Source organism: Ruegeria sp. Ofav3-42, from assembly GCF_022347725.1.
In the GTDB taxonomy this organism is placed as follows: domain Bacteria; phylum Pseudomonadota; class Alphaproteobacteria; order Rhodobacterales; family Rhodobacteraceae; genus Ruegeria.
Genome location: NZ_JAKRGB010000002.1, coordinates 461,690 through 488,357 on the forward strand (window position 1 = coordinate 461,690; position 26,668 = coordinate 488,357).

The following is a 26,668-nucleotide window of genomic DNA, read 5'->3' on the forward strand; positions in this document are numbered from 1 at the left end:
ATATTGTCCTCAAGCTGATGAAAACCGGGGTGGGCTCGGTTCAGCAAAAGGATTTGGACAATGGCAAAGACTCAAGACTTTACCGCGACCCTGAAAGACATGATGGGCGCGTTTCCTGTTGACACCACCGCTCTGGAAGGTGCCTTCAAGTCGACCGCGACCCTGAACGAAAAACTGTCGGGCGTTGCTCTGGAAGCTGCTGAAAAGTCGGCTGAAATCTCGAACAAATGGACCAAGGATACCCTGGCCAAGCTGACCGAGATGTCGAAAGCAAAGGCAGAGCCTGCTGACTACGCAAAAGCCGCAACCGACTTCGCAAGCGCGTCGGCTGAAGTTGCTGCTGAAAACATGGCTGCTTTCGCTGAAATCGCGAAAAAAGTTCAGTCCGAAACCGTTGAGCTGCTGATGGCGGCCGGCAAAGACGCTGCAGAAGATGCAACCGCAGCCGTCAAAAAAGCCACCAACGACGTGACTGCAGCTGCCAAGAAAGCAACTGCTGCCAAGTAAGAAAATGCCGCGAGGCGCACCCACTCCTCCCATTTGGTGCAATCGCGTTGGGCAGGTCGTTCGACCTGCCCTTTCTTTTTGTTCTGCGCTCGCATAGTCTTTGCTGCAACGCATCATCCTTGGGGAGGGTAAACGGTGACAGAGCAAGAAAAACCACTGTTGATAAAACGTTATGCGAGCCGTCGGCTGTATAACACTGAGACTAGCGATTACGTCACGCTTGAAGACATCGCGTCGTTCATTCGGGACGGGCGCGAGGTGCAGATCATTGACCTGAAAACCGGCGATGACCTGACGCGGCAATACCTGCTGCAAATCATCGCCGAACATGAAAGTCGCGGTGAAAACGTGCTGCCGGTCAACGTGCTGAACGATCTGGTACGCAGCTACATGCTGCCGGGCGGGGGTGTGATGCCGCAATTCCTGCAGAGCTCGTTCGAGATGCTGCGCGAAAGTCAGAACAAGATGGTGGAAAACATGAACGCCATGAACCCGATGTCGCAGATGCCGGGGTTCGATGCGCTGCAGGCCCAGCAGCAAGCGTTCCTGAAAGCCATGACAGGCGGTCTGTCCAGCGGGTGGTCCGGACCGGACAAGGAAGACGACGCCAAGTCCGAACCGAAGGAAGATCTGGACGACATCAAAAAGCAGCTGGCGGAATTGCAGCAAAAGCTGTCCAAGCTGAACTGATTGCAAGCGGATGCGCTGCTTGTTCCTGAGTGCCGCTATACTCAGTGGAACATTCGCGTGGGCGCAGGGAGACTTTTCCGAGGTCTGGTCACCAATCTGCACAATTGGAACGACTGCGGAAGAAGGGTGCAAAGACATTCGGGCGCGCGAGATTCTGGACGCAACGGAGCCCGCCTGGCGCGCAATCGGACGCGTCAACTTCGCAAGCAGGGATCAACGGTCGCATTGCACCGGTGTTCTGGTCGCAGACGATTTGGTTCTGACTGCGGCCCATTGCCTTTACAATTCGTCGCGAAAAACCTGGATACCAGCCTCCAGTATTCGGTTCGCTGGGGGATATCAGCGCGGAGAAGCGGCCGCATTTTCAGTGGTAAAGTCATACCGGCTGCATCCTGACCAGGCCGCTGATTCAGGCTTCAATGATCGCGCTGAACTGGATTGGGCAGTGCTTGAACTGGCTGAACCTATTGGTCAATCACTGGGGCACTTTGGAATCGGAAATTCGGACGCGCAAGCCGGGACTGTCGCCGGATATGCGGGCCTGCGTCCTCACGTCCTGAGCCGCACGAACAACTGCCCGCTGCGTCGCTTGGCGGATGGATTGTTGCTCGCGATTTGCCCTGTGATGATGGGCGATTCCGGAGCGCCCTTGCTGGTGGATACGCCATCAGGGCCCAAGGTCGCCGGTATCCTCTCGCGCGTTGCCGCAACCCCTCAGGGGATTGCGGCGCTGTTTGTGTCAAGCGAGCGCTTTGCTGTGTTCGAGTAAAGCTCAGGTGCCGTAAACCGGGACAGGACCGGTTACTTCGCCTACAGCTGCCAGCAGAATGTCAGCGATCACATCCAGCTCTTCGCGCGTCAGGCGAACCGGAAGCCGCACATCGCAGGCTTTCATCAGCATCGCGCGGGTCTGTGGCAGTTCGACCTGCTCGGGCAGGAACTGCCAGTTCCAGAAAGCGCGGGCGTTATCCTCGCTCAGGCCAAAGACCTGAACCTTGACGCCGCGCGCTTCAGTTGCTGCGGCAAAGGCGCGGATATCATCGTCACTCATGTCCACAAGGTTGAACTGGATGGAATCCGGTGCCCGGCGCTCGGGCAGCAGAGGGGCAGGGACGTGGATAAAAGACGATGTGTTCAGGCGCTCGGCGACATAGTCGTGGTTGGTCAGGCCGTCCCGTACGCGGCGTGCAAGTTCCGGGATCTGCGGGCGGATCACGGCGGCGCTGAGGTTACTCATCCGCAGGTTATAAAGCGGCAACTGGTTCTGCCAGCGTGCAAACGCCTGTTCCAACTCGGGCGAGTTGTCGCCGTGTGGCCCTTTGTGCTTTTTCCAGTTGTGCTCGTATGCGCCGGACATGATGACGGCACGTGCCACCAAATCGGCGTCGTCGGTGATCAGGATCCCACCTTCACCCGCATTGATCATCTTGTAGGACTGGAACGAGAAGCAGCCGATCTTGCCGATCGTACCGATATTGCGCCTGTGCCATGTCGTTCCCAACGAGTGTGCCGCATCTTCGATCACAGGGATGTCACGTGCGTCGCATAGGGCCATGATGGCGTCCATATCCGAAGTGTGGCCGCGCATGTGGCTGATGATGACCGCCTGAACGCCGTCCAGCTTGGCCTCGAAATCAGCCATGTCGATGCGATAGTTCTCACCCACTTCGCACAGAACCGGAATGCAGTCCGCGTGCACGATCGAGGACGGCACGGCCGCAAAGGTGAAACCGGGGATCAGAACGCGTGCGTCACGTGGCAGTTCCAGAGCTTTGAGTGACAGGAACAATGCGGCCGAGCAGGACGACACTGCCAGCGCGTATTTGCTGCCCAGCAACTCGGCAAATTCGGCTTCGAGCAAGGCAACCGGTGCATCCTGCGGCGCGGTATAGCGAAACAGATCGCCTGACTGCATCAGGGCGTCGATGGCTTCTCGTGCTGCTGGGGGAATGGGTTCGGCGTCATGAACGTTTGGCGGAAGCGTCATATTTGATTTTCCCAAATTCTATCTTTGGGAAAGATAAAGCTAAACGAGGGGCGTTCCAACCCCTCTTTCGCCAACATGGCGAAATTTCACCAATCTGTCGCAATACTGATGACGTTAAAGGCCCAGACGATCCCGCAGCGCGAACCAGGTCATCGCCAGCACCAGCAGCGGGCTGCGCAAGGCAGGACCGCCGGGGAAGGGAAGGGCGGGCACGCGGGCCATCGTGTCGAATCCTTCGGCTTGCCCCTGAATGGCCAGCGCCATCAGTTGTCCGGCATGAGTGGCCGTGCCCACACCGTGACCGGAATAACCTGATGCCGACAGGATATTGGGCGCGACCCGAGCCAGATAGGGCATACGGCGCATAGTGATGGCCAGCGTGCCGCCCCAGGCGTAATCGATCTTAACATCCCGCAAATGAGGGAAAATCTCGGTCATTGGCTTACGCACCTTCGCTGCAATGTCGCTGGGGAAGCGGTAGCCATAGCTCTCGCCACCACCAAACAGCAGGCGGCCATCGGCGCTGAGGCGGAAGTAATTCACCACGAATTTGGTGTCGGCGACGGCGACGTCGAGGGTCAGAACCTTCGCGGTCTCAGCCCCCAAAGGTTCAGTGGCTGCGATGAAGTTGTTGATCGGCATGACCCTGGCCGCCACCTTGCGGTTCAGATCCCCGAGATATCCATTGCAGGCCAGAATGACATGGTCAGCCGTCACCGTTCCTTGCGCGGTTTTGACGACCGCCGGGTTGGTTTCTTCGACACCCAGCGCCTCGGTTCCTTCATAGACCCGCACACCAGCTTTCACCGCCGCCTGTGCTAATCCAAGCGCAAAGTTCAACGGGTGCAGATGTGCCGCGCCCGTATCCAGATAACCGCCGCGATAGGCGGGCGATGGGCACAGAGCATGGCCTACGCCTTCGTCCAGAACCTCCATCTGGTCATAGCCATAGCGGTCGGACAGATGCGCCGCGTGTTCATGAAGCTCTTGCTGCTCGCCCTTGCTGAGGCCCAGGACCGCCACGCCCGGTTTAAGGTCGCAGTCGATCTGATGCTTGGCGATCAATGATTTGACTAGATCTTTTGCGTCTTCAGCCAAATCCCAGAGCTTCGCCGCGTCGTCATCGCCGACCAGACGTTCAAGATCTTCCTGATCCATGCGCTGCGCGCTGCCCAGTTGTCCGCCATTACGTCCCGACGCCCCAAAACCTACGCGATGCGCTTCGAGCAGGACAACATCCAACCCGGCTTCGGCCAGATGCAAAGCGGCCGACAGCCCGGTGTATCCGCCGCCTACGACGCAAACGTCCGCCTTGATATCGCCGGACAGCGCCGGAAAATCATCCATCTGATTGGCGGTCGCAGCGTACCAACTGGCCGGATACTCCGACTTGCGGTCATTGGAATAGAGCAGGTTCATTGCGCGCCTCAGACGTTCAGCAGCAGATGCTCACGCTCCCACGGAGAGATGACCTGCAGGAATTCCTCGTACTCGGCCCGTTTGACGATGCCATAGACGCGGGCAAACTCAGGTCCCAGCACCTCGTGAAGAGCGGTGGCCTCGTCAAACAGGTCCAGCGCGTTGCCCATAACCTGCGGTATATCGCCTTCGCCTTCGTAGGCGTCACCGTAGAATTGGCGGCGCGGGCGTTCCTGCTGGGTCAGGCCCAGATAACCGCAGGCCAGCGACAGCGCGATGCCCAGATACGGGTTACAGTCCATGCCGGCGATGCGGTTCTCAACCCGGCGGGCCTCGGGGCCGGACAGAGGCACGCGAATGCCCGTCGTGCGGTTGTCACGCGCCCATTCCAGATTGATCGGAGCGGCATGGTCCTTCACGTAGCGACGATATGAGTTCACGTACGGCGCCATCACGGCCAGACCCGCGGGCAAGTGATTCTGCAGGCCGGCGATGAAGTTGTAGAATGCGTCCGTTTCACCGCCCTGTGGACCCGAGAAGATGTTCTGGCCTGTTTCCATGTCGATGATCGAGTGATGGATGTGCATGGCCGAACCGGGCTCATCCTCGATCGGTTTTGCCATGAAAGTGGCAAAGCAGTTGTGCCGCAGCGCGGCCTCGCGGATCAGACGTTTGAAGTAAAACACTTCGTCGGCCAGCTTGACCGGGTCGCCGTGACGGAGGTTGATCTCTAACTGACCCGCGCCGCCTTCCTGCGTGATGCCGTCGATCTCGAAGCCCTGATGTTCAGCGAAATCGTAAATGTCGTCGATCACCGGGCCGAATTCGTCCACCGCCGTCATCGAATAGGCCTGACGCGCCGCAGCGGGGCGACCCGAACGGCCCATCATCGGTTTGATCCCATGCGCCGGGTCGACGTTCGGGGCGACCAGAAAGAACTCCATTTCGGGGGCGACGATCGGTTTCCAACCTTTGTCGTGATACAGCTGCACCACGCGCTTCAACACGTTGCGCGGGCTGAAAGGGATCGGCTCGCCATCGCGGTCATAGGCGTCGTGGATCACCTGCAGCGTCCAGTCCCCGGTCCAGGGCGCGGCGGACGTTGTCGAGAAATCGGGCTTCAAAATCATGTCCCGTTCGATGAAACCGTCATCGCCCGCAGCCTCACCCCAGTCACCTGTGATGGTCTGGTAAAAGATGCTGTCGGGCAGGTGGAAGTAATCCTGTCGGGCGAATTTCGATGCCGGAACGGCCTTGCCTCGGGCAATGCCGGGCAGGTCCGAAATGATGCACTCGACCTCATCAAGTCTCTGGCCGTCGATATAGTCCCGTGCCGCTTGCGGTAGCTGATCTTTCCAGTCGGCCATCAGGCCCTCTCTTTCTTTAGAAACTCCGCTATGTGTTTTCCGATCAGCGGATTGTCATTTCGGGTCGGCAGGCGATTTGCGGCGGCTTCCAAAAGGGTATCCGGGACAACGCCTTTGCCGCGGGTTTCCATCAGGCCCTGAATGAAGGCGTCGCCGTATTCCGGGTGGGCCTGCACCGTCCAAACGTTGTCGCCATAGCTCACCATGGCATTGCGGCAGAAGTCGTTGGTGCCTGTCACGCGTGCGCCTTCGGGCAACTCGACCACCTGGTCCTGATGCCAAGCGTTCAAGGTTACCGTTCCGCCTTCAAAGTCATAGTCGGTTCGTCCTACGGACCATCCGCCTTTGAACTTTTCGACTTTGCCGCCCAAAGCTTGCGCGATGATCTGGTGGCCAAAGCACACACCAATGAGGGGGCGACCGCTTTGCTGAATGGCGCGGATCAGGTCCTCGAGCTGCGGTATCCACGCGTGATCCTCATAGGCTCCATGGCGCGAGCCGGTGATGATCCAGCCATCAGCCTGAAGTTCGTCCTTGGGGAACTGGCCGTCGACAACAGCGAAGGTTTCGTAAGTAAAGCCATTCCCGTCCAGCAGCGCGGCAAACATCGCGTCATATTCGCTGAATTGGCCCTGCAGTTCGTCCGGTGGATGGCCGGTCAGAAGGATACCGATTTTCATGGGTCACCAAATTTGATCAAATTTATTCTAGCCTACCGAATCCGGGCGGGCAAGGGGGCTCATACGGCTTCGATGTAACTCAGCCAATGGTTCTCGGGTGGACGATCGGCGAACCGCCTGATTTCCTGCCGCTTGGTCATCGCGAAGTAGCGGACCAACTCGGCAGGAAAAATGCGTGCGACGCTTGGGTCTGTCTCGAACGCTGCGATGGCCTGAGGCCAATCGCTGGCAAGCTGGGGCAGCCCGTCGATGTCATAGGCATTGCCAGAAATCGGGGCGGGCGGTTCGGTCTTGTCTTCGATGCCGTTCAGTGCCGCACCCAGAACGGCGGCCAGCATCAGATAGGGGTTGATATCGCCACCAGCGACCCGATTTTCGATCCGACGAGCGGCCGGGGCGCCGCCGGGAATGCGCAGGGCCGCGGTGCGGTTTTCATACGCCCAGCTTGCGCCAGTGGGGGCGTGCGCACCGGGAACTAGGCGAGTGTATGAGTTGCCATGCGGTGCAAAGATCAACGTGCAGCCCGGCATTGCGTCCAGGCATCCGGCAACTGCCCACCGCAACAGATCGGTGCCCTCAGGACCACCATTGTCAAAGACGTTACGGCCCTGTTGATCCACGACCGAGAAGTGCACATGCATCCCATTGCCCGCGTCATCCGCATAGGGCTTGGCCATAAACGTCGCCGTAAACCCATGTTTGCGCGCCAGACCGCGCGCCAAAGCCTTGAAAAGCCACGTATCGTCCGCGCAACGCATCGCTTCCTGATGGTTCAGGTTGATTTCGAACTGGCCGATGCCGGCTTCTGATATGGCGGTTTGGGCGGGAATGCCCATCGCAGCGCAACCATCGTACAGGTCGGTGAAAAAGGCATCAAAGGCGTCCAGTTCGGCCATGGACAGAACGGCCTCGTCCTCTAACCGCCGTTGGGTGTCGGGATTTACCGGCGGCTGCGGATGGGCACCCGAAGCATCGAGCAATGTGAACTCCAGCTCGGTGGCCGCAATGACGGACCAGCCGCGCTGGGCATAGCGTTCGAGGATCGAGGCAAGCGCATGCCTTGGGTCGCCGGGAAAGGGCGCGCCGTCGTCGTCATGCAAGCTCATCGGGACCAAGGCGGTCTCGGTTGCAAGCCAGGGCACAGGAACCGGACCGCGGTCTGTTGGCAACAACACGCCATCTGCATCGCCGGATTCGAACACAAGCGGGCTGCCGTCGATATCGGCCCCCCACAGGTCGACGTTCAGCGCGGAAAAGGGCATGCGCACTGCGCCTTTATCCAGTTTGCTGGCATAAGAGGGCGGCACACGCTTTCCGCGCATCTGACCGTTAAGATCACATGCAGCGACGCGAAAACTGTGCAGGGCGCTCAGGTCCATCGTAGTCTCCATTACTCTGGTTACCCGAGATGTAATCGAGACGCGCTCTGTTGTCACGAAATTTGATCAAATTGTTTTGTAGTAAGAGAAACCCCGCGCCGACCAATCAGGTGAGGCGCGGGGCAGGTGCTCAGACGAAGCTTACGCCGTTTTCTGCCATGGGCAGTTCCGCAACGTGAACGCCGGACAGGGCGTTGATCGCGTTTGCCAGAGCAGGGGCCGAGGGCGGCGTACCAGGCTCGCCCACACCAGTCGGAGCTTCGGCAGACGGGACGATGTGCACGTCGATGGCGGCGATATCGCCAATCCGCAGCGGCTCATAGTCCGGGAAGTTGAACTGGTCTACGGAACCACTGGTCAGGGTGATCTGGTCACGCATCACGTGACCGATGCCATAGCCGATGCCACCTTCCATCTGGGCACGCACGACGTCCGGATTAACAGCAATTCCGCAATCCACGGCACAGGTGACCTTTTCGATCTTTATGCCGTCTTCAGGATTGCCCGAAACTTCGACTACTTGTGCCGCGTAAGACCCAAATGACTTATGCACAGCGATGCCCTGTGCCCGACCGGCCGGAGCATTGCCCCAACCTGCCTTCTCTGCCGCCAGCTTCAGGACTCCGGCCTTGCGGGCCTGATCCGGATCGCTCGTATCGGTGAGATAGGCCAGTCGGAACTCCACCGGATCACGACCAGCAGCCTTTGCGGCCAGATCCATCATCACTTCCATCGCATAGGCCGTGTGGGTGTGTCCAACCGATCGCCACCACAGAACCGAGGTTGCTTTGGGTGTATCGGTCAGGCCGACGGCCATACCGGGGATAGCGTAGGGGCTGTCACCGATCCCCTCGACCGAGCTGTGATCGATTCCGTCTTGAACCGAGAAGGCTTCGAACGGTGTTCCTTTCATGATCGACTGCCCCGCAACCTGATGCTGCCAACCGACGATGTTTCCTTCGGCATCCAGTCCGACACGTGCTTTGTGGCCAAAGGCCGGGCGGTAATAGCCGCTGCGGATGTCATCCTCACGCGTCCAGACCAGCTTGACCGGGCGCGAGCGGTCGGTGACCACAAAGGCCAGCGCAGCCTCGACCTGATAATCCGCGTCAGGGGTTGCGCGGCGCCCGAACGAACCGCCCGCCAGCATCGTCTTGATCTGGATTTTCTCGGGCGGCAGCTGGAAGATCTGCTGATAGGCCATATGCGGGCCAGTCGGCATTTGCGCACCGTCATGCAGAACAATGGTGCCGTCCGCAGTCTGTTCGATAGTGCAGTTCAGTGGTTCCATTGGGGCATGTGCCAGCAGTGGGAAGTAGAAGGTCTTTTCGATGACCTTGTCCGCTCCATCGATGGCCGCTGACACCGCCGCCACGTCTGCCTTGTTCACGTTGTAGGTAGGCTCGGCATCCAGAGCGGCCATGATCTCGGCCTTGATCTGGTCCGAGTCGCGGGTTTCGGCAGCTGACATGTCCCACTCGACTTCAAGCACATCACGCGCCTGAATCGCGGCCCAGGTGCTTTCGGCATAAACCGCGACCCCTGCCTGATTGGGCAGCACGGCGGCGCTGATATAGCCTTTGACCTCTTTCGACGCGCTGTCGTCAAAGCCATTGGCGATTCCGCCCTTCGATTCAGGTCGCTTGATCATGGCGATCATCTGGTTGGGCAGGTGAACGTCCATGGCGTACATAGCCTGTCCGTTGCCCTTGATGGCCGAGTCTTTGCGGCGGACCGCTTCGTTGCCGATCAGACGAAATTCTGACGGGTCTTTCAGACGCGGCTCGGCGGGGGCCTCCAGTTGAGACGCGGCGGCCACGAATTCGGCGATCGGAGCCGTCTTGTCGCCCGCTTTGATGATGCCTTCTTCGATGGTGATGCCGGATGCGTCGACTCCCCAGCTTTGCGCGGCTGCGTTGATCAGCATTTCGCGCGCGGCGGCGCCAGCCTGACGGTATTGCATCCACGAGTTCGCCATCGCGGTCGACCCGCCAGTGCCCTGGAAGGGGCCGAACAACAGGTTGTTGTAGACCTGCGGGTTGGACGGGGCGAATTCGTACTCGATCTGGTCCATGGTCAGGCCGATTTCTTCGGCGATCAGCGTCGGCAGGCCGGTTGCAGGGCCTTGGCCCTTTTCAAAGTGTTTGACGATTGCTGTCACGGTCCCGTCGGCCTCAATCTTCACGAATGGATTGAACTGAGTGGTCTCGGACGAAGCAGCCGCCAGCGCGCCATCAGGGCGCGCGCCAACCAGCAGGACAGCACTGGCAGCAGCGGCACCTTTCAGAAATCCACGGCGGGAGGTGTTTATGGTCATGGATCAGGCCTCCAGAATTTCAGATGCGCGCTGGATACCGGCGCGGATACGTTGGTAAGTGGCGCAACGGCAGGCGTTGCCGGCCATGTAGTCGTCAATCTCTTCGACGCTGGGCTTAGGGTTCTCAGACAAAAGTCCGACCGCCGACATCACCTGACCCGACTGGCAATAGCCGCACTGGACCACATCCAGCTCGACCCAGGCCTGCTGTATGGCTGCGCCGATTTTGTCGTCTCCAACCGCCTCGATTGTGGTGATTTCGGCGTCTTCGACGTCTTCGATATAAGTCTGGCACGAGCGCACGGGCTCGCCATTCAGGTGCACGGTGCACGCGCCACAGGATGCGACGCCGCAGCCGAATTTGGTTCCAGTCAGCTTGAGTTCATCCCGGATCACCCAGAGCAGGGGCGTGCCGGGTTCGGCGTCCACCGCGTGGGTTTCGCCGTTCAGTTTCAAAGTCAAAGCCATGAGGGGACTCTCCGTGTTGGGCTGGTTACCTGAGTCGGTAAACTGGCGGGTTTACACTAGGCGAGAAATTCATGCGTGTAAACTGGTGAGTTTACGTAGTGTTTGACCTTGATCTGTCAATGGGTCTATAGCTTTGGATATGAACGAATGCACAGCGCCGAATGCGTCCAAACATGCCCAGATCATTGAGGCGGCCGTGGCGGAATTCCAGGAAAAGGGGTTCGCCGCCGCCAGTATGGACCGCATTTCAGCGCAGGCCGAAGTGTCCAAGCGGACGCTGTACAAATACTTTGAAAGCAAGGAAAACCTGTTTCGTTCCATCGTGATCGAATTGGCGAACCGCTTTGCCGGAGTGCTGGACATTCGGTACGAAAAGGGTCGTGATATTCGCGAGCAACTGACCGAACTGGCATGGGCCGAAGGGCGCATTCTGATGCTGCCCGAAGTGATGGCGATGGCGCGCATGGTGATCAGCGAAACCCTGCGCAACCCGGTTCTTGCGGCGGCGGCGCAGGGCAAGCTGGATAAAACGGCGATCTTTGTGCAGATGTTGAAAGATGCCGCTGCGGACGATCAGCTACGAATAGACGATCCGGAAAGCGCGGGGCAGGAGTTCATCGGTCTGATCAAGGCCAAAGCGTTCTGGCCCATGATCTTCACCGGCAGCGTCCTGAGTGAGGATGATATGACAGCCACTATCGAAAATAGCGTCGACATGATCCTCAGCCGCTACGGCGTTTAGTTGCAGGCGGTGCGAGGCGAGCTTAGCTATGCGCCCGCCCCAACCAACTTTGTTCAAACCGTGAGGTCGTGCTTCATGGCCTGCGGCAGGATGAAAGGCACCTGACCCTTGGGCAGCGTGTTGATTGGCAGGTCGATGCCATAGACCTGCTCCATCGTTTTGTCGTTCAGGATAGCCGTTGGTGTGCCCGAACCCCAAACATTGCCTTCCGACAGGACATAGACGTAGTCGGCAAATAGCGCGGTCAGGTTCAGATCGTGCATGACCACCACTACGCCGCCACCCTGCGCCGCGAAGTTTCTTGCAACGCCGAGCACGGTGAACTGATGCGCGATGTCGAGGCTTGCAACGGGTTCGTCCAGCAATAGCCATTTCGGCTTGTCGTGGTACTTCGCGGCCCAGACCTGAGTCAGAACGCGGGCAAGCTGAACCCGTTGCTGTTCGCCGCCAGAGAGGTTCTGATAGGACCGATGCTCAAACCCGGCAAGATCGACATGGGCCAATGCCTTCGATGGCAGGGTGTCATCCCCGGCAGCCAATCCATTTGCCAGCCCCAGCCTGACGATCTCCAGCACAGAGAAGGGGAAGGCGACGGTCGACGATTGTGGCAGCACGCCTCGCATTGCGGCCAATTGCCAAGGTTTCAGTTCGGAAATGTCGCGCCCGTTCAGCGCTACTTTGCCAGAAGATTCAATTTCGCCCGATAACGCCTTGAGTAAGGTCGACTTTCCTGAGCCGTTGGGTCCGATGATCGCCGTGACTTTTCCGGGCTCTGCATCAAAATCCACACCGTGCAGAATTTCTTTGCGGCCCAGACTGACGCGTATGTTCTCGCCTTTCATCACTTACATTCCCATTGTTCCGTGACGCCGCAGCAGAATCCACAGGAAGACCGGTGCGCCAAGAATTGCGGTTACGATGCCGATCGGCAATTCTGCCGGGGCAACGATCAGTCGGCTGATCATATCGGCGCCCAGCAACAGGCTTGCCCCCAACAAGGCAGAGTTTAAAAGCAGGCGATGATGGTCCGGCCCTGTTGCCAAACGCAACAGGTGAGGTACGACGATGCCGATGAAGCCAATTCCGCCAGACACCGCGACGGCCGCACCGGTTGCTCCGGCGACGGCCAGAATGGCGATGTTCTTGCTGCGCTGGACCGGAATGCCCATGTGGTGCGCCACGGCTTCGCCCATTGCCATACCGTTCAGGGCGCGGGCGAGGAACTGTGCCACTAAGACCGAGATCAGGATAATCGGTGCAGCCGATGCGGCCTTGGTCCACGTTGCTCCGGCCAATGAGCCCATGCCCCAGAAAGTCAGGTCGCGCAGTTGCTGGTCATCGGCGATGTAGACCAGAACACCTGATACCGCGCCTGACAGTGCCCCCAATGCGATGCCGGCCAGCAGCATGGTCGCCACAGATGTCTGCCCTCGCCGTGTGGAGACGCGATAGAGCAGAAGGACGGACGCCCATCCGCCCAGAAATGCAGCGATGGCGATCAGCCCATTGCCTGTCCACGCCAGTATAGACGCGGGCAGGTATGAGCCCAGGATGATCGCGGAAATCGCTCCAAGACCAGCACCAGCGCTGACACCGACGATCCCGGGGTCAGCCAGCGGGTTGCGGAAAAGCCCTTGCATAACGACACCGGACACCGCCAGCGCGGCACCTACAAGAACTCCCATGGCCAACCGGGGCAGGCGGATGTCCCAAAGGACGATCCGGTCGAGGTCTGAGATATCACGCCCAGCGATCAGGTCAGCCAAAGCTGCGCTGAGTGACGCATTCGATGCGCCGACCGAGACGCTGACCACGCTGGTGACGATAAGAAGAACGAAGAGGGCCAATGTGACCCGACGCGCCGTCACCCGACGGTCGCGTGGGGCCACATTCAGCCCATCGTGATCCATTGCCAGAGTCATGAGCCACTTATTCTCTGCAGTTCCGCTGACAAATCAGCAATCGCGTCGGCTGTGCGAGGGCCGAAGCCAAGAAGATACGCCCCTTGCATGCGGATCAGTCGCTTGTTCCGGCCCGCCGGTGTCAGTTGAAATGCAGGCAAGGCAAACAGTTCCTCGTTTCCAGTGATGTGATTGCCTCGACGATCCATCATCAGGATCACGTCTGGTGCGGTCGAGGCGATCGCTTCGGGTGTCATCGGTTTGAAGCCCGACACGCTGCCTGCTGCGTTCACGCCACCCGCCAACCGAATGATGCTGTCCGCCTGCGTGTCCGCCCCACCAACCAGAATCCGATTGTCTTGCGCTGACAGGACGAACAAGACCCGCGCCGATCCATTCAGCGCTGCATCAGCAGCGTTGGAATGTGCACCATCAATACGTGCGCCGGTCTGGACGGCCAGTTCTTCCGCTGCTTCTTCCACGCCAAGCGCTGTCCCGACCGCCCGGATCTTTTCGACGACACCGTCACGTGTGTAGTTTTCGCTGATCGAGACGTACTCCACACCTGCCTCTTTGAGCACTTCAACAGCTTCAGGCGGCCCGGCGCCTTCCAGTGCCACGATCAAATCCGGTCGAACCGACAGGACACCTTCGGGTGATAGGGCGCGCATGTAGCCGACGTCGGGCAACTCAAGCACCTCAGTCGGATAGGTCGACGTCTGATCGCGGCCGACAAGCCGATCCTGCTGGCCCAGTGCGTACACGATTTCGGTCACGGAACTACCGATTGCGATGATGCGATTGGGCTCGGCCTCATCTGCCGACATGGCCTGAGTACCGAAAACGCCAGCCGCGAGAACGGCAAAAGTTGAAGTAACTCTGGTAACGGTATTCATTATGCTACCTCGGCTTCTTTTTTGGATTGCAGCTTTGCCACCAATTCGTCCCAGGCCGGGCGGTGATCCTTCTCACCCGAGCGACGGCCAAAGACCTGCAGGATAAGGCCACCTTCGGAATCGAAGGCCTCGACCGAAACAGCGGGTCCACGTTGTGTGGGTTTGGAGACCGCCCATACTTCGGCGATGTGGTCCGTGCGCAGATGCAGGTTGAAACGCGGGTCAAGCACATTGAACCACGGGCCAATCTGTTTAAGCGACTCAACCGGGCCGCCGTGAATTTCGATGCAACCCCGGTTGCCGACGAAAACCATGACCTCAAGCCCCTGATCACGCACCTGTTCGAACATCTGGGAAACCGTATCGGTCGAAAGCTCACGAACGAACGGTTCGCCCGCGACGCGGTAAGCCCCCAAGCGGTTCATCTTCAGCTTTGAGGTCAGGCGCAGAAACTGGTGCGTGTCCGTCATCTTGGCCCATTCCGAGCGCAGGATGTCAACTTTGTCCGCGTTCACCTTGGCAGCTTCGGTCGGCTTGCGCGGCTCAACGGTCAACGTCTGTGATTGGTCTTCCGAAGCCAGCGAACTGACGAGTTCGTTCCAGTGGTTCAGGTCGGATCCGTCGCGCAGAAAGATCTTGTGGACCGCATCCCCGGCTGCATCAAAGATCTGAACAGATCGTTTGGTTCCGTTCTGTGTTTCACGCTCGATGGCAAAAGCATGGGCCCACTGGCTGGGGAACATGCGCAAGTCGATGTCTTCGGTCAGCACCATCGAAGCATGGGCGCCAGAATGGTAGTTGTCGTACTGCCCGACTTTTTCGATGATGCAGGACAGATTGCGCGTCAGCGCCATGACTTCGCCCAGCCCGTTCAGCTTTGGAAAGATGTCGTCAAGGTTCGCCGACAGCCTTGTCACGTCGATCCCCGTGTGCGCGGCGACAAGTTGCCCTTCGGTAATACCCAGCGATTCCGCCAAATCGCGGTCACGTTTTCCGGTGTTTTCAGCATAGGCTGCACGAATTTGATCCGGGGCCAGAAGCACCTGTTCCGTCATGGTTTTTCCATCTTCGAGTGTCATGAGTGTCAGGCTGGCATGGTCATCGGTGAGCGCGGCGACCTGCTGGCGGATGTCGTGCGAACGACTAAGAATTTATGTTGACTGTTTTAGTCAACTTTATTAACGAGCACAAGTCGCCAAACCGGCGATTCCGAAAATCAAAAAAAGACTGACCACAGCCAGCACGGAGCAAGCATTTCCGGTCCTCTTAAAGTTTCGAAGGGACAGAAATGCGTTCGCGGATTCAAAAGATGGGGTTGCTGGGCACGGTGTCATGCCTCAGCATGATCGCGGCTGGCGCTTCAGCGCAGGAACAAGATGACGGCTTTCTCGGTACACTCGAACTGGGTGAAAGCAAGCGGGAAATCCAGACGGATACCGCCGTACCGGTAACGAATATCGATCAGGAAGAAGTCAATGATCGTCAGGCCAACACGGTTGCTGAACTGATCGATACGGTGCCCGGTGTGACTTTGGTCAACGGCTCGACACCGCAAGGTTCGGGGATCAACATCCGTGGCTTTGGTGCCAACAGCACCTTCGGCACCGACCAGAAAGTGCTGATCCTTGTCGATGGGGCGACAACCGGCGCGGAAGAATTGTATCGGATCGGCAACCAGTTGTTCACCGACCCGCAGCTATACAAGAGCGTTTCGGTTATCCGCGGTACCGTGGGATCGTTCGAATACGGCTCGGGTGTTGTAGGCGGCGTGGTTCAGTTGGAAACCAAGGACGCGTCGGACTTCACTGGTGGCGAGCCCGGCTTCCGGTTCCGGCAAACGCTGGAAGGGTATTCCAACGGAAGCGGATTTGCGTCCTCGTCGATCCTGGCCTGGCAGCCCAACCGTCAGACCGAGTTCCTGTTCAACTACTCATATCGTGATCAGGATGATCAAAAGGACGGAAACGGCGACACCATTGGTAACAGTGCCTTCACACTGCCGTCGCTTCTGGCAAAGGGTAAGTACAGCTTTGGCGATGACCTCGAGCATTCGATCACTGCGTCCTACAACCAGTCCACCTCGGAAGAGCGCGATGTGCCTTATGACTCATTCGGCACGACATCGGATTCATTCGGTAACGTAGACCGCGATATCGAAACAAAAATCGGGATTTTGCGGTATCAATATCGTCCTGCAGGCAACGACCTGATCGATCTGGACGTGAACCTCAGCTACTCGGAACAGAAGATCGACAGCTCTTATGTGCCGGGATCATCAAGCCTGGAACGTTCGCCCTTCTTCCGCAGTATTCGTGGGTTGGCTGACGCAACTCACAACTACGAAACAACGAAGCTGACGATCAAGAACACGTCCTATTTCCAGACCGGAATTGCATCGCACGATCTGCGCGCCGGGATCGAGTTCATCAATCGCGAACGTCTGGACGCGCCTTCGGCCCCTGGTGGAACAGATCGCCGGATCGCCTTGTTTGCCGTTGATGATATCCAAATCGCCGAGCAACTGACGATCACGCCGGCAATTCGTTATGAAACGCAAGACATCGAAGGCGATAGCGACGCGCCAGCACCGCGCAACGAGAGCTATGACAACAACGCGTTGATGGGCGGCCTGTCTGCACGGTACGAATTCGCCAGCGGTTTTGCCGTTTTCGGCAGCGGCGCATACACGGAAAACCTGCCAATCATCGACGATCTGGGCACCCCCGCATACATGACGCAGCCTGAAAAGTCGCGCACATGGGAAGCAGGCTTCTCTTACAACCGTGGAGATGTCTTTACCGATGGCGACGTCGTTCGCGCCAAGGTCAATTTCTACAGAACAGACCTCTGGGACATCACGTCGTACGTATCCGGCAGCCCTTCGCGTCCGTTGAGTGAAGTTGAAACCAAAGGTGTGGAAATCGAGGCGTCCTACGCGAACGCTGCCGGCTACTATGTCGATTTCAACGCTAATATCGTCAAAGGCACTGAAACCAGCGCGCTTGGTGTGGACTCGCCGTGGCGCAATGAGCCGACCGACTCGGCCCGTGTGACTGTCGGCAAGCGCTTTGGCGAAACGCTGGACGTCAGCTGGGAGCTGTTCGGCGCCAAGTCCGGCACCGATTCCAGCGGCGATCCGGTTGCAGGCTACGGCGTGAACACGCTGCGCGCGACATACCTGCCGCAAGAGGGTGCGTTCCAGGGCTTCGAAGTCCGCGCCGGCATCGAGAATATCTTTGACAAGAACTATCTGCCAAACCTTTCGACCCGCAACTCTCCGGGCCGGAACTTCAAGCTGACCTTGGCGAAAACGTTCTGATCCACACGAAAGGACCAGTCATGCAAACAAGAACCAAAAGAAATGCTCGAGTGGTCCTGCTGACCCTGCTCCCAATATTGGGGGCAGGGTTTGTCAGTGCAGAGGAAACCAGTCAGTCCGGTGGTATATCCATCGAGCTGAGCTCGGCAGAGGCGAGGGGGCAAAACTGTCTGCTGAGTTTTGTCGCCGAAAACTCTTACGACTCTGACATCGACGGTGCCGTGTACGAAGCCGTACTTTTCGGGACTGAAGGGAAGGTGGCCCTGCTGACGTTACTGGATTTCGCAGAATTACCCGCAGGGCGCCTCCGAGTGCGTCAGTTCCAATTCAACGACATGGCCTGCAACGAGATCAGCCGAATTCTGATCAACGGAGTGCAGGAGTGTGAAACCCAAGGCGACATGGCGGATGCCTGCCTGACCGGGCTTGAACTCAAAAGCCGTCTTGAAACCGAGGTGATTGGATAAACTCATGAATGCGATACTTCAAAAGTTGATGGATATTCTGGCGCTGGGCGGGCCGGTTGTGGCCATCCTGATCCTGACGTCCATCGCGACACTCTCGTTGGTTTTGTACAAACTCTGGCAATTCCGAGCCGCCGGGGTCGGCCGCCATATCGAGCTTTCGCGTGCGATTCAGGCGTGGGATCGTCAGGATCACGCGGACACCCGGGCGCATCTCAACAAAAGCCGCAGCTATCTGGCACCGGTTATCGCGATGGCATTGTCTGGTGAGGACCGCACTTTGTCCGAACGAGTCGATGCCGAGGCCGAAGCACGTTTCGCGCAACTCGAGCAGGGGTTCAATGTGTTGGACATGGTGGCGCAGCTTGCCCCACTCTTGGGCCTCTTCGGTACTGTTCTGGGTATGATTGAGGCGTTTCAGACCCTTCAGGGCGCGGGCAATTCCGTTGATCCGTCGTTGTTGGCGGGCGGCATCTGGGTGGCCTTGCTGACCACGGCAGCCGGGCTTGCCGTTGCAATGCCGACATCAATGGTCCTGACGTGGTTCGAAGCACGAATGAGCCGCGAACGCACCTTTGCCAACCGCGCATTGCGGACGGTCTTTGCACCGGGGCATGCGGATGATGAAGTCGTGGCTGCAGGGCCCGCGCAAACAGCCTTTGCCCATGGCGCTTGACGTTCGCAAGAAACGGCGCAGACGCCTGTCGATGACGTCCCTGATCGACGTCATCTTTTTGCTGCTGCTGTTCTTCATGCTGACGTCGACTTTCTCGAAGTTTGGCGAGATCGAGTTCACCGCCGCTGCTGCCGGAGGACCGGAAACGGATCGGGCCATCCGGTTTGTCAAACTCGAGGCTAATCGAATTCTCGTCGATGGAACGCTTGTGTCCTTCGAAGACGTTGCCGCGCGGCTCACTGATAGCAAACCCCAGACAGCGCTGATCAGCCTCAGCCAGGACGCAACCTCTCAGCAGTTGATAGATCTACTTTCAGTCCTGAAGGGTATAGATCAGTTGCGCGCGCAGGTGATCGGATGAATCAGCTGAAACCTAAGGCAAAACAAGGCCGAGAGCCGACGATCGCCCTGATCAATGTCGTTTTCCTGATGCTCATCTTCTACATGATCGCGGGCACCCTTGCGCCGCCGCTCAGCAAATCGGTGAAGCTAGTCGAAACCAGCGATCTGGAGGGGCGCGAGCCGCCGGATGCCTTGGTCATCCGCAGCGATGGCACGCTGGAATACCGTAGTGCGGAACTCACGGGCGTCGAAGCGTATGTCGAACGCGCGTCCATCGATTTGCCGCTGGATGACGTTCGCGTTGTGCCTGACCGGGCCTTGCCTGCGGTCAAGTTGAAAGAAGTCAGCGATACGCTACGAAGCTTGGGCGCGAAGAAGGTCTATGTAGTCACCGAGAGGGGTTTGCAATGATACCCCGATCACGCGGCGTCGCCATAACCGCTTTGACATTGGCCGCAGCAACGCACGTCCTCGCACTGCATGATTTTTCCGCTGGCGAGACTGTGAATATAGAAGGGGGCGGTTCGGGCGAGGTTGCCGCCTTGGGGGATTCGTTCAAGGACTATGTCACCGGGGCTACTGCCTCTGCACCATCAGCCGCGCACCAACTACCCGTGACGCCCACACAACAGCAACCTACTGTCACTCCGACATCCCAGGCCGAGGCGATCGTTCCCCAGACGATCAGCCCCACAGCCCCAAACAGCGCGACAGCGGTCGCGGTGACAAGCCCTCAAAAACCGGTGGAGCCTGAGGCGGCAACAGCACCAGAGCCACAGCCCAAGAGAGCCGCAGTTTCGCAGCCTGAGGACGTAACACCACCGGAACCGGCTCAGCAAAAGGTCAATCAGATCGCATCAAAGAAGGGAAATTCCGAAAAGTCGGCCAAAAAGGGCAGCGCGTCCGGAAATACGAGCAAGGGTGCTGCGACGGCGAAAGAAACCAAATCCAAATCGGCGGGGCAGGGTAACGCCCAGGCCAGTAACTACGCAGGGCATGTGAAGCGGAAAATCACGCGTGCGAGGCGAAAAAGTGTCAACGTCCGGGGCGCGGCTCTGGTGAGCTTTCGGATCGGTGACAACGGTGGCCTGTTGAGTGTCAGCATCACGCGCAGCTCGGGGTCTAAACGACTGGATCAAGTGGCCCTTGCCCAGGTGCGCGCCGCCGCCCCGTTCCAGCCACCACCAGCTGCGGCAAGGCGCGACTACACAATCGAGATAGTCGGGAAGTAATGGGGCTACCTTTCAATCCGGGGAGCAGTGCCATTCCGCGATACTGATCTTTCAGATGTGGTTGGAAGGCCTGCGCTGGTTTCCGGGCCAGATCCCAGTGAATTGTTGAACCGACTTAAGAAACGTTTCTTTCATTCAGAAACTTCATTGTGTTTTCCAACCCTTGCCGCATGTGACCTTCAAGGTGAGCAAGCATGTCGTCCAAGCTGTCCCCATTGGCGAGCTCAATGTACTTGTCATGGGATTCCCGAAGTGGGCCGCCCCGCCCATGTGCCTTCTGATGCATAGCAAAGTAGAACTGCAGGTTGGGTTTCAGGCGTTCCCAGCTTTGCAATAGAAGGGTGTGTCCCGAAAGCTCGTAGCACCATGAATGAAGGTGCATTTCCGCCATGATCGCGCCGTAGGGATCGTTGTTCGAGATGCATTCGCAAAGCCTGTTGTTGCGCATTTTCAGGTCGGCGAGGCTGACCAAGTCGCGCTTGTCCCAACAGAATTGGAAAGCCATCTTCTCGAGCCCGGTTCGGAACGAATAGATTTCGTCCAGATCAACCGGGTCCAGTGTGCGAAGGAAGGATCCCCGGAAGGGGATGTAAACAAGAAGCCCAATCTCGCTCAGTTGGACCATCGCCTCGCGCAGAGTTGCCCGGCTGACATCCAGCTGTGCGGCGACTTGGGTCTCAAGCAGTTTTGCGCCTGGTTCCAGATCTCCGGTCAAAATCAGCTTCTGGAGTCGCTCCAGTGTCCTGTCTTTCAATGTGTCGCCGGATTTCTCCGTCGAGGGTACTTGTCGTGTCATGTCGATCCCGTTGATGGAACACCCAATGGGCGGAAGGCGAGATTACTTCGTGAGGCCAAGATAGCCAGAAAAATGACTGGGGCTGAACATTCAATTTCATTCATATCGTTTGCTGCAGCGGACTAGTTCAAGGTAGTTCGCCAACGGATAATTGTCGACAATAATAAGTATTGTCGACAATTTAAACTGCCTGCCGTATTGTCCTCACAGGTGGGGATTCGAAAAGCTCCGAACCTTGGCTGCGATTGCCCACTCCATCGGCAAGAAATGATCACCTGGTCTGGAACCGGGGTGACGCAACAGGTGAAAAGGGAGTTATTCATGTTGTCGACAGGCATCCTTAAACGGAAAATGCATACTGGTCTTGCAGCTCTTGGCGCAGCTGCACTGATAGCCGGCACATCTGCAAAAGCGGAAGAATTTTTGACAATCGGCACCGGCGGTGTGACAGGTATTTACTATGCTGTTGGCGGCGGTATCTGCCGCCTGGTCAACCAAAAGCGCAAGGAACACGGCATTCGATGCTCGGTCGAGAGCACGGGCGGATCGGTTTACAACCTGCGTACCATGCGCGAGGGCGAGCTTGAGATGGGTATTGTCCAGTCGGACTGGCAGTTCCACGCTCTGAACGGGACCAGCTTATTCGAAGAGGATGGCCCGGACGGTGAACTCCGCAGTCTGTTTTCGCTGCACCCGGATACAGTCATCATCGCCGCGCGCAAGGATACAGGTATTCAGTCTCTGGACGACCTCGGTGGTCGGACTATCAACTTGGGCAACCCCGGCTCTGGAACGCGTGGGACGGCTGAAGTTCTCGTGGATGCCATGGGCTGGGACATGGATCATTTCGGGCTGGTGACCGAGCTTAAATCCGCAGAACAGTCTTCGGCCCTGTGCGATAACACAATCGAGGCCTTCCTGATGGTCGCAGGAAACCCGGTGGCTAACGTGCTGGAGGCTGCCACAACCTGTGACATCAACATCATTCCTGTTGAGGGTGAGGCTGTACAGACGTTGGTGGAAAGCAAACCCTACTATGGCAACGTGACAATTCCGGGCGGTCTGTATCGCGGTGTGGATGGCGACGTTCCATCCTTTGGTCTTCCGTCCACCTTTGTGACATCCTCGAAAGTGCCAGATGAAACCGTCTACGTTATGGTCAAGGCGGTCTTTGACAACTTTGACGCCTTCAAGTCGTTCCACCCCGCCTTCGCCAACCTCAAGAAAGAGGAAATGGTGGTGAACGGATTGTCCGCTCCGATGCATCCGGGCGCCGAGCGCTATTTCCGCGAAGTCGGGTTGATAAACTAAGCACACTATTGAGGCGGCGGATGCCGCCGCCTCTGCACCCTTTCAACGCAACGCCCACCTATGAGTTTTAACATGAGCGAGCAAAGCCTGAGCCATTCCACTCATGACGCGCAGGAAGACGCGCGCAATCGAGACATCAAGATATTTCTCAACGGTAAGATCGTGCCGCGTAGCGAAGCAATGGTGTCCGTCTACGACTCAGGCTTCATGCTTGGGGATGGAATGTGGGAAGGGCTGCGGCTTTACAACGGCACATGGGCATTCTTCGATGAACACATGGACCGGTTTTTTAATAGCTGCAAGGCTGTCTCTATTGACGTTGGCATGACCAAGGACGAGGTGCTGCAGGCGCTGAACGACACTGCCAAGGCCAACGGAATGACAACTGATGCCCATTGCCGGTTCATGGTGACCCGCGGTCCAAAGGACAAACCGTTTCAGCATCCGGGGCTGTCACGTTCCGGGCCAACAGTGGTTGCTGTTGTGGAACACTCGAAACCCGCGGACAGCCTGATGAGCCAGGGCATCCGATTGGCCACCGTGCCGCAGGTCCGTGGTCTACCGATGAGCCAGGACGCCAAGTACAACAGTCACTCAAAGCTGAACTGCGTTATCGCGTGCCTGCAGGCGGAACAGGCAGGTGCAGACGAAGCCCTGATGCTGGACCCACATGGATTTGTGAACACGACGAATGCGTGCAACTTCTTCATCGTGCGTCGGGGCGAGGTTTGGACCTCCACTGGCGACTACTGCATGAACGGAGTGACGCGCCAAAAGGTCATAGACCTGTGCCGTGCCAACGACATCCCGGTATTCGAAAAGAACTACTCGCTATATGAAGCCTACGGGGCCGACGAGGCCTTTCTGACCGGCACGTTCGGCGCACAGACACCCGTCGCGTCGATAGATGGGAAGAAGATCGGAGAATATGAAGGTGCCGGTCCGATGACCCGTCGCCTGCGCGAGCTGTACAAAGAACTTGTGCAACGAAGCACCCTGAGGGTCGCGAGCTGACTGCATGTCACAGATCGCGGATTCAGAAGGTCGGAGCCGTTTGGATGTAGGCCACGGTGGTCTCTTACTTCTGGGTTGCGGCAAGATGGGCACCGCCTTGTTGAACGGATGGCTCAATGCCGGGTTGGACCCCAAAAAGATCATTGTTCTGGACCCGCGCCCATCTGAGTGGCTGCGGGGCCTTGCGCGACGCGGCCTGCGCCTGAACCAACAGCCAGAAGTTCCTCCTTCTGTTGCGGTGATCGCTACGAAGCCTCAGGTCATGGCTTCTGCTTTGTCGGACCTGATTTCGCTTGGGTCCGGGCAAACTCTTTTCGTATCGGTCGCCGCCGGGACTCTGATTTCGACCTATGAGGAATTGCTGGGTTCGCAGACGCCAGTTGTGCGCACAATGCCAAACACGCCCGCATCTGTTGGTTCAGGTATTACCGCTCTCGTCGGCAACGCTTGTACGACCGTCAGGGATTTGGATCTTGCAACAAAATTGATGCAGGCAGTTGGAGAGACCGTGGTCCTTGATGATGAGGACATGCTTCACGCTGTAACCGCGATTTCCGGGAGCGGCCCGGCCTATGTTTTTGCGATGACAGAGGCATTGACAGAGGCAGGGAGAGAATTGGGTTTGGCGCACGACGTTGCGGCAAAACTGGCTTCCGCAATGATCTCGGGGAGCGGCGATTTGATGCGATCCAGCCCACTGTCACCGGCGGATCTTCGGAAACAAGTGACATCACCAAACGGGACAACCCAAGCAGGTCTGAAGGAGCTTATGTCCCGTGGAAACGGTGTGCTTGACCTCATTCAAAAGACGACGCGGGCCGCGCACAGGCGCAGTGTCGAGCTGTCCCAAAACCCTGACTAGAATTGAAGTCCCAGTCAGGGCAGTGAAGCTCAGCTTGCCATTGGTGTTGTTGCGTTTTGTTATAATTCCCATTGGAGTTCCTTTTAGTCACGGGCTTTCGATGTCCGGGACGTGAGTTGGTTTGATTTTTCGGAAATTGTTTGGGTTAGGTTTGAACTCCAAAAAGAAGGCGATCGGGCCAAGCCGACGGAGAAGGGTGGCGCCTTGGCAATGCCTGGTCTGGTGCGCTGGAATTCGGGCGGGGAAAAGTGCTACACGGCCATTGTGGTGCTACGTTGTGTAGCACCGCGATCAAAATGGGGCTAAATCGAGCCGAAACGAGGAAACGATGAGTATGGTGGATCCGAAAAACCACGAAAAATCAGGGTTTTCCGACGTGCGGCGCTCTGCGCGGCTCTCCGTTGCCCCCATGATGGATTTGTGTCACTGATCGTATCTATTTGATTTTATGTTGTTTTTCATCGGCGATATTCTCGTGTAGCACATAAGTAGCAACAGTCCCTGCCTGATCGTGAAGCTGTACTTCATGTGTTTGGTGATGCAACATTTTCAGTGTTTCGACAACGAACGTGCCGAGGCGATGCAGCGTGCCTCGACGTGTCGTGTCGTTGACCGACCTTGAGGTATTCTTCTGCGGCATTGTGCCAAACTTTCAAGCGGGTTCTTTGCGGGGCAGGGTGTTTCTTCGGGGTTCACAAGGAGATCCAGAAGAAACACCTGCGGGCGCAATTGTTGGCCAAATTTGACCGTTGGCTTTCACGTTACTCCGCAATTGGGATTGGTACTCAACCTGCCAGCGGCTTCGCCCTTGTGCCGTTCCATACAAGGGAGAGGAGTGGAAAGTTGTCGTTACCGTAGGCGCGAGCGACGGTGGATACCCCACATCAAGCGGATATTCTTTTGCTCGCCTCTCGTTCGCTTCTGATCAGGCTGCCGCATGTATTACGTCGTTGAATACGAAATGAGTTAACCCAAGTAACGCATTTCCTGACAAACGGTGTCCTCCTTGAAAAGAAGAAAGTGAAATAAAATTCACTATTAGAAAAAAATACCAAAAATGTTGACGACTCTTTGGCGACGACCTTAAAAGGGGTTGTGCAAAAAAATTCGCATCAAGAAATTTCTTGCAACCGGCGCGCTGGAGGAGCAACGCGGCGCAGTAGCAAGAGCATTCCGCTGGGAGGAAATTCATGAACCTTAAAAAAGCAAACAGGATCCTTGCGTCCGCTGCATTGGTGGTTGCTGGAGTCTCGGCTACATCAGCGCAGGCCGATGGCATAATGTGCGAGCCGGGCGAGACTTATATTATGAACGTCATGGTCTCGGGCCACCCATATTGGGTCCCGGTCTATCAGGGCTTTAAACAGGCCGCTGAAGCCTTCGGCTGCGAAACTGTGTTTTCGGGCACGCCCGACTATGACATCACCAAGCAGATCGCTTCGTTTGAGCAGGATCTGGTGAAATCCCCTGCTGGTGTTCTGCTGCACCCCATGCAGTCCGACCCATTCATTGAGCCGATCGACCGCGCAATTGGCAACGGCACTGAGATCGTGACCTTTGCTGCCGACAGCCCAAATTCCAAGCGCACCGGTTATATTACCTCGGACAACCATGCCGAGGCTAAGTTTGCGGCGGAAGAGATCGTCAAGCAGGTGGGTGACAGCGCCGAATATGCGGTGCTGGAAAACCCGGGCCAGTCGAACCATGACCTGCGTGTGACTGCTCTGATCGCGTATATGGAAGATAATTATCCGGAAATGAAACTGGTCGGGCGTCAGGCCACGAACCAGGACAGCAACGCCGCTTACCGCGCGACAGCCTCGATCATTCAGGCCAACCCGAATGTGGCGGCAATCTGGATTCCTGAAGCAGGTTCCGCCGAAGGCGCTGTGGCGGCCAAGCTCGAAGCCAATTCGAACATCCTGATCATGCACGCGGATGTGACGCCCACCACGCTGGAACATATCCGGGCAGGCAACATTCATATGTCACTGAACCCAAATCAGGGCGTACAAGGTTTTATGGGTTTCATGGCGGTGCACCTGGCCAACCGGGCGGACATTTTCGATCCATTCAACGACTGGAAGACCAGCGGTTTCAACCCGGTTCAAATCCCGTTCATGGATAACGGCTTTGCAGTCATCACCAAGAACAATGCCGACAGCTTTGACCTGAACGTCTATATGGAAGGCCGCGATCCGGCCTGATCGAGAAACTCCCCAAGGAACTGCCCGCGCGCTCTCTCTGTTTCAGTGTGGGTGGTTCCAGTCTTCAACTTAAGCAACCGAAAAGACCCCCG

26 protein-coding genes are annotated in these 26,668 nt (G+C 57.5%); 14 read left to right on the forward strand and 12 right to left on the reverse strand.

Translation table 11 applies throughout. The features are described from left to right. Positions 1–60: 60 nt before the first annotated feature. The 3 genes from MHN28_RS05080 (at position 61) to MHN28_RS05090 (ending at position 1,966) form a co-directional block, all read left to right on the forward strand. The gene (locus tag MHN28_RS05080; RefSeq protein WP_239336714.1) at positions 61–507 is read left to right on the forward strand and encodes a phasin family protein; all 447 of its coding nucleotides are present in this window, start codon (positions 61–63) and stop codon (positions 505–507) included. A gap of 135 nt (positions 508–642) precedes the next feature. Then, the gene (phaR, locus tag MHN28_RS05085) at positions 643–1,197 is read left to right on the forward strand and encodes a polyhydroxyalkanoate synthesis repressor PhaR (protein WP_239336717.1); all 555 of its coding nucleotides are present in this window, start codon (positions 643–645) and stop codon (positions 1,195–1,197) included. Between the two features lie 10 nt (positions 1,198–1,207). Then, positions 1,208–1,966 (forward strand): serine protease, encoded by a 759-nt coding sequence (locus MHN28_RS05090; RefSeq protein WP_239336719.1) that lies wholly within the window; start codon positions 1,208–1,210, stop codon positions 1,964–1,966. A gap of 3 nt (positions 1,967–1,969) precedes the next feature. On the opposite strand, the gene MHN28_RS05095 is transcribed toward MHN28_RS05090, so the two are convergent. The 7 genes from MHN28_RS05095 to MHN28_RS05125 all read right to left on the reverse strand — a co-directional run bounded on the left by MHN28_RS05095 (position 1,970) and on the right by MHN28_RS05125 (position 10,814). Then, positions 1,970–3,184 carry a DegT/DnrJ/EryC1/StrS aminotransferase family protein gene (locus MHN28_RS05095; protein ID WP_239336721.1) on the reverse strand — a complete coding sequence of 405 codons (1,215 nt, stop codon included), beginning with the start codon at positions 3,182–3,184 and terminating at the stop codon, positions 1,970–1,972. 114 nt (positions 3,185–3,298) lie between these two features. Next, complete coding sequence (locus tag MHN28_RS05100) at positions 3,299–4,603, reverse strand: FAD-binding oxidoreductase (protein WP_239336724.1); 1,305 nt, start codon at positions 4,601–4,603, stop codon at positions 3,299–3,301. A gap of 8 nt (positions 4,604–4,611) precedes the next feature. Continuing rightward, positions 4,612–5,970: a glutamine synthetase family protein gene (locus MHN28_RS05105; RefSeq protein ID WP_239336726.1), complete on the reverse strand. Its 1,359-nt coding sequence runs from the start codon at positions 5,968–5,970 to the stop codon at positions 4,612–4,614. After that, complete coding sequence (locus MHN28_RS05110) at positions 5,970–6,650, reverse strand: type 1 glutamine amidotransferase (protein ID WP_239336728.1); 681 nt, start codon at positions 6,648–6,650, stop codon at positions 5,970–5,972. The genes MHN28_RS05105 and MHN28_RS05110 overlap by 1 nt, the downstream gene beginning before the upstream one ends. 59 nt (positions 6,651–6,709) lie before the next feature. Next, positions 6,710–8,029 (reverse strand): glutamine synthetase family protein, encoded by a 1,320-nt coding sequence (locus MHN28_RS05115; RefSeq protein WP_239336730.1) that lies wholly within the window; start codon positions 8,027–8,029, stop codon positions 6,710–6,712. A 130-nt stretch (positions 8,030–8,159) separates the two neighbouring features. Beyond that, on the reverse strand, positions 8,160–10,346 hold the full coding sequence (locus MHN28_RS05120) for a xanthine dehydrogenase family protein molybdopterin-binding subunit (protein ID WP_239336732.1): 2,187 nt from the start codon (positions 10,344–10,346) through the stop codon (positions 8,160–8,162). Between the two features lie 3 nt (positions 10,347–10,349). Next, positions 10,350–10,814 (reverse strand): (2Fe-2S)-binding protein, encoded by a 465-nt coding sequence (locus MHN28_RS05125; RefSeq protein ID WP_239336734.1) that lies wholly within the window; start codon positions 10,812–10,814, stop codon positions 10,350–10,352. A 139-nt stretch (positions 10,815–10,953) separates the two neighbouring features. Between MHN28_RS05125 and MHN28_RS05130 the strand changes: the two genes are divergently transcribed. Beyond that, complete coding sequence (locus MHN28_RS05130; RefSeq protein ID WP_239336737.1) at positions 10,954–11,556, forward strand: TetR/AcrR family transcriptional regulator; 603 nt, start codon at positions 10,954–10,956, stop codon at positions 11,554–11,556. 53 nt (positions 11,557–11,609) lie between these two features. Here the strand turns inward: MHN28_RS05130 and MHN28_RS05135 are convergent, their stop codons facing one another. The 4 genes from MHN28_RS05135 to MHN28_RS05150 are packed head-to-tail and all read right to left on the reverse strand — an operon-like array spanning position 11,610 to position 15,408. Next, positions 11,610–12,398: a heme ABC transporter ATP-binding protein gene (locus MHN28_RS05135; protein WP_239336740.1), complete on the reverse strand. Its 789-nt coding sequence runs from the start codon at positions 12,396–12,398 to the stop codon at positions 11,610–11,612. 3 nt (positions 12,399–12,401) lie between these two features. Beyond that, on the reverse strand, positions 12,402–13,478 hold the full coding sequence (locus MHN28_RS05140; RefSeq protein ID WP_239336743.1) for an iron ABC transporter permease: 1,077 nt from the start codon (positions 13,476–13,478) through the stop codon (positions 12,402–12,404). After that, the gene (locus MHN28_RS05145; protein WP_239336747.1) at positions 13,475–14,353 is read right to left on the reverse strand and encodes a hemin ABC transporter substrate-binding protein; all 879 of its coding nucleotides are present in this window, start codon (positions 14,351–14,353) and stop codon (positions 13,475–13,477) included. The genes MHN28_RS05140 and MHN28_RS05145 overlap by 4 nt, the downstream gene beginning before the upstream one ends. After that, entirely contained in the window at positions 14,353–15,408 is a 1,056-nt protein-coding gene (locus MHN28_RS05150) for a hemin-degrading factor (RefSeq protein ID WP_239336859.1), read from the reverse strand. Before MHN28_RS05150 ends, MHN28_RS05145 begins: the two co-directional genes overlap by 1 nt. Before the next feature lie 233 nt (positions 15,409–15,641). On the opposite strand from MHN28_RS05150, the gene MHN28_RS05155 reads away from it, so the two are divergent. The 6 genes from MHN28_RS05155 to MHN28_RS05180 are packed head-to-tail and all read left to right on the forward strand — an operon-like array spanning position 15,642 to position 20,386. Beyond that, positions 15,642–17,672, forward strand: a complete 2,031-nt coding sequence (locus MHN28_RS05155; RefSeq protein ID WP_239336750.1) for a TonB-dependent receptor domain-containing protein — start codon at positions 15,642–15,644, stop codon at positions 17,670–17,672. 50 nt (positions 17,673–17,722) lie between these two features. Continuing rightward, a complete protein-coding gene (locus MHN28_RS05160; protein ID WP_239336753.1) occupies positions 17,723–18,139 on the forward strand; it encodes a hypothetical protein in 417 nt (138 codons plus the stop codon). Between the two features lie 4 nt (positions 18,140–18,143). After that, positions 18,144–18,812, forward strand: coding sequence for a MotA/TolQ/ExbB proton channel family protein (locus MHN28_RS05165; RefSeq protein ID WP_239336756.1), 669 nt, complete (start codon positions 18,144–18,146; stop codon positions 18,810–18,812). Then, a complete protein-coding gene (locus MHN28_RS05170) occupies positions 18,802–19,173 on the forward strand; it encodes a biopolymer transporter ExbD (RefSeq protein WP_239336758.1) in 372 nt (123 codons plus the stop codon). The genes MHN28_RS05165 and MHN28_RS05170 overlap by 11 nt, the downstream gene beginning before the upstream one ends. Then, entirely contained in the window at positions 19,170–19,565 is a 396-nt protein-coding gene (locus MHN28_RS05175; protein ID WP_239336761.1) for a biopolymer transporter ExbD, read from the forward strand. The genes MHN28_RS05170 and MHN28_RS05175 overlap by 4 nt, the downstream gene beginning before the upstream one ends. After that, positions 19,562–20,386, forward strand: a complete 825-nt coding sequence (locus MHN28_RS05180) for a TonB family protein (protein ID WP_239336763.1) — start codon at positions 19,562–19,564, stop codon at positions 20,384–20,386. Before MHN28_RS05175 ends, MHN28_RS05180 begins: the two co-directional genes overlap by 4 nt. 115 nt (positions 20,387–20,501) lie before the next feature. On the opposite strand, the gene MHN28_RS05185 is transcribed toward MHN28_RS05180, so the two are convergent. After that, positions 20,502–21,182 (reverse strand): GntR family transcriptional regulator, encoded by a 681-nt coding sequence (locus tag MHN28_RS05185; protein ID WP_239336765.1) that lies wholly within the window; start codon positions 21,180–21,182, stop codon positions 20,502–20,504. A 351-nt stretch (positions 21,183–21,533) separates the two neighbouring features. Here MHN28_RS05185 and MHN28_RS05190 point away from each other — a divergent pair, with 351 nt between their 5' ends. The 4 genes from MHN28_RS05190 (at position 21,534) to MHN28_RS05205 (ending at position 26,576) form a co-directional block, all read left to right on the forward strand. Beyond that, positions 21,534–22,493, forward strand: a complete 960-nt coding sequence (locus MHN28_RS05190) for a TAXI family TRAP transporter solute-binding subunit (RefSeq protein WP_239336860.1) — start codon at positions 21,534–21,536, stop codon at positions 22,491–22,493. 72 nt (positions 22,494–22,565) lie between these two features. After that, positions 22,566–23,507, forward strand: a complete 942-nt coding sequence (locus MHN28_RS05195) for a D-amino acid aminotransferase (RefSeq protein WP_239336767.1) — start codon at positions 22,566–22,568, stop codon at positions 23,505–23,507. A gap of 4 nt (positions 23,508–23,511) precedes the next feature. Further along, complete coding sequence (proC, locus tag MHN28_RS05200) at positions 23,512–24,369, forward strand: pyrroline-5-carboxylate reductase (RefSeq protein ID WP_239336770.1); 858 nt, start codon at positions 23,512–23,514, stop codon at positions 24,367–24,369. 1,190 nt (positions 24,370–25,559) lie between these two features. Then, the gene (locus MHN28_RS05205; RefSeq protein WP_239336772.1) at positions 25,560–26,576 is read left to right on the forward strand and encodes a substrate-binding domain-containing protein; all 1,017 of its coding nucleotides are present in this window, start codon (positions 25,560–25,562) and stop codon (positions 26,574–26,576) included. Positions 26,577–26,668 lie beyond the last annotated feature (92 nt).